The 6,826-nt window shown below is 74.5% G+C and carries 6 protein-coding genes and 1 pseudogene; 5 read left to right on the top strand and 2 right to left on the bottom strand.

Annotation, left to right across the window (positions count from 1 at the left end; all coding sequences use genetic code 11):
• Positions 1-779: pseudogene (locus MCAG_RS23595) on the top strand (cytochrome P450); the annotation flags it as partial.
• 100 nt (positions 780-879) lie between these two features.
• Here the strand turns inward: MCAG_RS23595 and bioD are convergent.
• Positions 880-1,584: a dethiobiotin synthase gene (gene bioD, locus MCAG_RS23590; protein WP_050778224.1), complete on the bottom strand. Its 705-nt coding sequence runs from the start codon at positions 1,582-1,584 to the stop codon at positions 880-882.
• A gap of 63 nt (positions 1,585-1,647) precedes the next feature.
• Positions 1,648-2,787 (bottom strand): 8-amino-7-oxononanoate synthase, encoded by a 1,140-nt coding sequence (locus tag MCAG_RS23585; RefSeq protein ID WP_036377887.1) that lies wholly within the window; start codon positions 2,785-2,787, stop codon positions 1,648-1,650.
• Between the two features lie 251 nt (positions 2,788-3,038).
• On the opposite strand from MCAG_RS23585, the gene bioB reads away from it, so the two are divergent.
• From bioB to MCAG_RS23565, 4 genes are all read left to right on the top strand, one after another.
• Positions 3,039-4,034, top strand: a complete 996-nt coding sequence (bioB, locus tag MCAG_RS23580; RefSeq protein ID WP_007075486.1) for a biotin synthase BioB — start codon at positions 3,039-3,041, stop codon at positions 4,032-4,034.
• Between the two features lie 91 nt (positions 4,035-4,125).
• Entirely contained in the window at positions 4,126-4,329 is a 204-nt protein-coding gene (locus MCAG_RS23575) for a hypothetical protein (protein ID WP_036377886.1), read from the top strand.
• A gap of 11 nt (positions 4,330-4,340) precedes the next feature.
• A complete protein-coding gene (locus MCAG_RS23570; RefSeq protein ID WP_036377884.1) occupies positions 4,341-4,847 on the top strand; it encodes a GNAT family N-acetyltransferase in 507 nt (168 codons plus the stop codon).
• Positions 4,848-5,055: 208 nt separating this feature from the next.
• Positions 5,056-6,777 carry a ribosome-inactivating family protein gene (locus MCAG_RS23565; protein WP_007075484.1) on the top strand — a complete coding sequence of 574 codons (1,722 nt, stop codon included), beginning with the start codon at positions 5,056-5,058 and terminating at the stop codon, positions 6,775-6,777.
• Positions 6,778-6,826: the final 49 nt, after the last annotated feature.

Genomic DNA, 6,826 nt, shown 5'->3' with positions numbered 1-6,826 from the left:
CGCCGACCTGGCGGCGGACCTGCCGCTGCTCGTGCTGGCCCGGCTCGTCGAGTTGCCCGACGCGCCGGTCGGCGCGGTGAAGGAGTTCGCCCGCGCGGCCCTGGAGCTGTTCTGGGCCCCGCTCGACGCCGACCGGCAGGCCGCCCTCGCCGCCGAGGTGGGCCGGTTCCACCGGGCGCTGCGCGCGTTCGCCGCCACAGGCGGCGGGCTCGCCGCCCGGCTGCGCGCCGCCGGGCACCGCACCGACGTGGTCGTCGGCGCGCTGTTCTTCCTGCTCGTCGCCGGCCAGGAGACCACCTCGCAGTTCCTCACCCTGCTGCTGCACCGGCTCACCGCCGAGCCGGCGGTACGCGCCGGGCTGCGCGCCGGCACCGTCGAGGTTGCCGACGTGGTCGAGGAGGGGCTGCGGCTGGAGCCGCCGATCGTCACCTGGCGGGCGCACGGCCGCCGTCGACACCGAGCTCGGCGGCACGGCCGTCGCGGCGGGCACCAGCGTCGTGCTGTGGCTCGCCCGCGCCGGCCGGGACCCGGAGGTCGTGGCCGCGCCCGGCGAGTTCCGCCCCGGGCAGCCCGGCTCACGCCGGCACCTCGCGTTCGGGGCGGGCGCGCACCGCTGCGTCGGCGCGCAGCTCGCCCGGCTGGAGGCCGCCGTGGTCGTCACCGAGGCCGCCGGCCTGCTCGACGGCGTACGGGTGCTCCGGCCGCCGTGGTGCCCCGACAACCTCACCTTCCGGATGCCCGACGCCTTCGTGATCGCCCGCGACTCGGCCGCCGACTGAGGGGAGCCAGGACGCAGCCCGGCCGCCGACTGACGGGAGCCAGGACGCAGCCCGGCCGCCGACTGCCAGAGGCCCTACGGGGCCGCTGGTGGCCGGCGGGTCAGCCGGCGTCCTCGGCCCAGGCCCGCCAGTCGTCGAGCACCCCGTACAGGGCGGGGGTGAGCCAGCCCGGCGCGGACCGGCGGAACACGCCCGGGTCCATCGCCCCGGCGCCCGCCGGCAACGCGCCGAGCAGGTGGGGCACCAGGTCGGTCAGGTTGGCCCAGTGCACCAGCTCCGGCTCGGCCGGCCACGCGCCGATCACCACGCCGGCCGGCACCGCCCGCCGTTCGAGGGCCTCCAGAGTCAGCGCGGTGTGGTTGAGGGTGCCGAGGCCGGCTCGGGCCACCACCACGGCGGGAGCGCCGAGCGACACCGCCAGGTCGGCCATCGTCCAGGCATCGCCGGAGGGGCGCAACCCCATCGGTACGAGCAGCCCGCCGGCCCCCTCGACCAGCACGAGGTCGTGCTTGTCGGCTTCCTCGCGGATCGCGTCGACGGCGGCGTACAGCTCCAGCGGCTCCAGCCGCGCCACCCGGGCCGCCGCCAGCGGGGCGAGCGGGTCGGGGTAGCTCGCCAGGGTCCGGCCGGTGAGCGGGGCGGCCAGCCGGGTCACCGAGTCGACGTCGCCCGGGATGCCGGTGGCCGTACCGGTCTGGCCCGGTTTGACCACGGCGACCCGCAGCCCGGCGGCCTGGGCGGCGGCCGTCACCGCCGCGGTCACCACCGTCTTGCCGACCTCCGTGTCGGTGCCGGTGATCAGCACCGGCCCGGCCCACGCCGCGCTCACGACGTCACCTCCACCCGATCCACCCGATCCCGCCGTCGGTCACGGGGCGCACCCCACGATCACGTCGAGGGCCCGCTCGAAGCCCGCCCGGGTGACCCCGGCGCTGATGGTCAGCCTCAGCCGGGAGCGGCTGTCCGGCGTCGACGGCGGGCGGAAGCAGCCGACGGCCACCCCCCGGTCGGCACAGTCGGCGGCCCAGGCCGTGGCCGCCTCGGGGCCGGGCGCGGTCACCGACACCACGGCGGCGTCCGGCGCGGAGACGGCCAGCCCGGCGGCGCGCAGCCGACGGACCGCCAGGGCGGCCCGGTCGGCCAGCTCGGCGCGCAGGTCGTCGCCGGCGCGGGCCAGGTCCAGCGCGGCGCGCACCCCGGCGGCGACGGCGGGCGGCAGGGCGGTGTCGAAGATGAAGGTCCGGCCGGTCTCGACCAGGTGCCGGACGAACTCGGCCGGGCCGGCGACCACACCCCCCGCGCCGCCGAGGGCCTTGGACAGGGTGGCGGTGACCACCACGTCCGGCTCGCCGGCCAGCCCGGCGGCGGCCACCCCGCCCGCGCCAGCGGGCCCGAGCACACCGAGCGCGTGCGCGTCGTCGACGAGCAGCAGCGCGCCGTGCCGGCGGGCCACGGCGTGCAGCTCGGCCAGCGGCGCGAGGTCGCCGTCGACGGAGAAGACCGACTCGGTGACCACCACAGCCGGGCGGCCCGGCGCGGCGGCCAGCGCGGCGGCCACCGCCGCCGGGTCGGCGTGCGGGGTCACCACGGTCTCCGCGCCGGAGATGCGGCAGCCGTCGATCAAGGAGGCGTAGTTGTGGGCGTCGGAGACGAGCAGGGTACGCGGCTGCGTGAGCGCCCGGACCGCGCCGAGGTTGGCCAGGTAGCCGGAGGAGAACACGAGGCTGCCGTCGACGCCGAGCCAGTCGGCGAGAGCCGCCTCCAGCCCGTGGTGCACGTCGGTGGAGCCGCGCACCAGCCGGGAGCCGGTCGCGCCCAGCCCGTACGCCGAAAAGGGCCCGCCCCGCGGCGGCGGGTGACCTTCCGGGTGGGTGGCCAGGCCGAGGTAGTCGTTGCCGGCCAGGTCGACCACCGGGTCGCCGGCAGCGCGGGGCCGCAGCCGGCGGGTCAGTCCCGCCTTCGCCCGCAGCTCGGCGCGGCGGTGCAGCCCCGCCAGCCAGTCCCCCACCGCCACACTCCCCCCGCTCCAGCCGATCCGGCCCGCTGAGACCGCTTCGTTCGATCCGGCCCGCTCGATCCGGCCCGCCCGGCTCGGCCGCTCCCGCCGGGCGAAGTTACCACCAGTCGGCCGCGCTCCGGCGTGGCGCGGGCCCGGCGCGCGGCGGGACCGCCGGGCCGCCTCCCGGTCGGGTACCGGGCCCACCGGGGCGCGCGGCTCGGGCGTTTCTTCGGGTCCGGGGGCCTTGTAGGGTACGAGCCATGCCAGAGATCCTCGACCAGGCCCGCACCCAGGTGCTGGAGAGCGGCGTCGGCCTCGACCAGGCCGGCGTGCTCGCGGTGCTGAAGCTGCCCGACGAGCACCTGCCCGCCGCCCTCCAGCTCGCCCACGAGGTGCGGATGCGCTGGTGCGGGCCGGAGGTCGAGGTCGAGGGCATCGTGTCGCTGAAGACCGGCGGCTGCCCGGAGGACTGCCACTTCTGCTCGCAGTCCGGGTTGTTCGCCTCGCCGGTCCGCTCGGTCTGGTTGGACATCCCCTCGCTGGTGGAGGCGGCAAAGCAGACCGCGGCGACGGGAGCGACCGAGTTCTGCATCGTGGCCGCCGTGCGCGGCCCCGACGCCCGGCTGATGAAGCAGATGCGCGAGGGCGTCGCCGCGATCCGGGCCGAGGTCGACATCCAGGTCGCCGCGTCGCTCGGCATGTTGAGCCAGGAGCAGGTCGACGAGCTTGTCGACATGGGTGTGCACCGCTACAACCACAACCTGGAGACCTGCCGCTCCTACTTCCCGAACGTGGTCACCACCCACTCGTGGGAGGAGCGCTGGGAGACGCTGCGGATGGTCCGCGAGTCCGGCATGGAGGTCTGCTGCGGCGGCATCCTCGGCCTCGGCGAGAGCGTGGAGCAGCGGGCCGAGTTCGCCGCCCAGCTCGCCGAGCTGGACCCGCACGAGGTGCCGCTGAACTTCCTCAACCCCCGCCCGGGCACCCCGCTGGGCGACCGCCCGGTGGTCGAGGGCAAGGACGCGCTGCGGGCGATCGCCGCGTTCCGGCTGGCCATGCCGCGCACCATCCTCCGGTACGCGGGCGGCCGGGAGATCACCCTCGGCGACCTGGGCACCCGCGACGGCCTGCTCGGCGGCATCAACGCGGTCATCGTCGGCAACTACCTGACCACGTTGGGCCGGCCGGCGACCGACGACCTGGCGCTGCTGACCGAGTTGAAGATGCCGGTCAAGGCGCTCTCCGCGACGCTGTGACGGCGACGCCGGGGTCAGTGGGGGCGACGGGCCCGTGCGGGCGACGGGGCCAGTGAGGGCGACGGGGACTTCGACGACGACCGGGGTGACGATGGCCGGGGTAAGGGTGACGACCGGGGCGTGGTGCGACCGCTGCGGTGAGCCGGTCGACGCCGGCGACCACGCGGCGTGCCGGTCGGCGCGCGCGCTGGAGCCGCCGCGGTTCTGCGCGGGCTGCCGCCGCCGGATGAAGGTGCAGGTGCTGCCGGTCGGTTGGGCAGCGGTCTGCGTCGAGCACGGCGAGCTGCGGGGCTGAGGCCGGTGCCGGTGCTGCGGGGCAGGGCGGTCACGCTACGGCCGGCGACGGCCGCCGACGTGCCGGCCCTCGCGGCTATCCGGGCCGCGCCGGAGGTGCGCCGCTGGTGGCGCGGCGGCGACGACCTGACCGCCGCCGTCCGCGCCGACCTTGGCGACGACGACCTGACCGTGTACGCCGTCGAGCACGACGGCCGGGTCGTCGGGGCCATCCAGTGGTACGCCGAGGACGACCCCGACTACCGACACGCCAGCCTGGACGTCTTCCTCGACCCGGCGGTGCGCGGCGGCGGGCTGGGCGGGGATGCGATCCGCACCCTGGCCCGGCACCTGATCGACGACCACGGCCACCACCGGCTCACCATCGACCCGGCGGCGGCGAACACCGCCGCGATCCGGGCGTACGCGAAGGTCGGCTTCCGCCCGGTCGGGGTGCTACGCCGCTACGAGCGCGGTGAGGACGGCCGCTGGCACGACGGCCTGCTGATGGACCTGCTCGCCGAGGACCTCGCGGACTGACCGCCCGCGCGGGGCCGTCGTGCCACACGCGGGGGATGGGGCCGGTGGCACACCCATCCGGTCGGGCGCAAGTGGATAGCCGACTGACTCGGCGGGTCTGGGCGACGCCGGGCGCGCGGATCGCCGACTGACATTTACGAATGTCGATGAATACTGTGGACGGGCCCGGCGCGGTCACGCGGCCGGCAGCCCGAGGGCAGGGGATCACATGAGAACGACACGAATCCGAACACTGGCGACCGGACTTGCGGGTGCCGTCGCCGTCGCCGTCCTCATCACCGGCGGGACGGTGGTCGCGCCACCACCCGCCGCGGCGACGACGACGGTCACCGGTACCGTCGCCAAGCCCGCCGTAGGCACGTTCGACCTCGACAAGTACGGTGTGAAGGCGTACGAGGACCTCATCACGCTGATCCGGGTGCAGAACCAGCAGCTCAGCGCCAACACCCCGGTGACCCCCGCGCCCACGGCGTCGGACGCGGATCCGGCGGGCTACTTCTCGGTCGCGCTCGTCGCCGGCGGCCGGCGAATCGAACTGGTGATCCGGCGCGACGACCTCTACCTGGTCGGCTGGTACCAGGCCGACCAGGACAGGGCGGGCGACGCTGACGTCTACTTCCGCTTCCGGCACGACCGGAGCGGGTCGCCGTACGACTTCCGACGGACCACGCGGACCCGGATCGTCGACCTGACATTCACCGGGAGCTACCTCGACCTGGGGTACCCGGCTGAGAAGCGCAAGGCGCTCAACCTCGGTGGTGGCGCGTTGATCAAGGCGCTTCAACTGCTCTCCGGGACCAACGGGCAGCAGCCGAACGAAGCCCTCGTCGTGACGATCCAGATGGTCCTGGAGGCGGCCCGGTTCCACCCGCTGTTCGAGCATCTCCGGGAACACTGGGACGAGTGGGGCGCGCCGCCGCCCGCACTGGTGGATCTCCAGAACAACTGGGGCGACCTCTCCCAGGACTGGTGGCGGGGTCAGGACGCACGGGTCGCCATCACGGTCACCTACGCGGGCATGATCTTCAAAGCCGTCGCGGACATCCTCACGGTGGTCGCCGTTCTGCACTACAAGAACTGCGGCCGGAAGCCGTTCGCCGCAGCCGCAGCCGCAGCGGAGAACGAGGCCTGCCCGCCCACCGGCGGCCGATTCCTCGTCACCGTCGAGGAGCTGGTCTTCGACAATCCCGGTGACGCCGGGTCGGACTTCGAGCCCTACGGGTCGGTCTCGCTCGTCGACGGTCAAGGCACGCCGATCCGCACCGCCTGGCAACAGGCCGACCACGACATCCCGCACGTCGTGCGGGTGCCACTAACCGACGCCCGGGCCGTCGTCGACAGCGAAACCGGGGTGTTCTGCTTCCACGCCAGCGTGCGGGAATCCGACAGCAGCAACGGCGACGACGACCTGAGCTCACAGGTCAGCGACGTGTGTGGCACCGGTGGGGTCGGCACGTTCCGGGGCGATGACGGCACCGTCACCATCTACTACGCGGTGCAACGGCTGGTGCGGCCCTGCCTGTCCTGGGCGACGTCGATCCCGTGTCAGACCAGCCCGTACCAGTATCTCTACCACGTCACGCGCGTCGACTTCGGCAACCCCGGCGACGCCGGGGACCCCGAGCCGTACGGCTTCATCAAGGTCAAACCCGGTGGCGGATCGGCGTACTCGCTGTGGGAGCAGAGCAGCGACAACCCGCCGACCATGAGTCACTGGATCCCGCCGACCGTGCTCGCGCCCCTGCGCGTCGGCTCCAGCGCGCAGCCATGCTTCTACGTCAACGTGGAGGAGTCGGACAGCAGCGGCCGCAACGACTGGCTGACCCCGTTCGGCACGTTCTGCGGGGACGAAAGTCATCTCCGGCTCACCGAGGGCGAGAACTGGGTCGAGATCCACTACGAGTTCCTACAGCTCATTCCCGGCGAGTGAGCCGTACGCCGCTCGCCCGCGTCGTCGCCGACCACGTCGGTGAGTACGG

Origin of the sequence: Micromonospora sp. ATCC 39149, from assembly GCF_000158815.1 — a bacterium.
Classification (GTDB): domain Bacteria; phylum Actinomycetota; class Actinomycetes; order Mycobacteriales; family Micromonosporaceae; genus Micromonospora.
The sequence above is the reverse complement of the archived record's forward strand: the minus strand, read 5'-3'. Positions and strand labels throughout refer to the sequence as shown.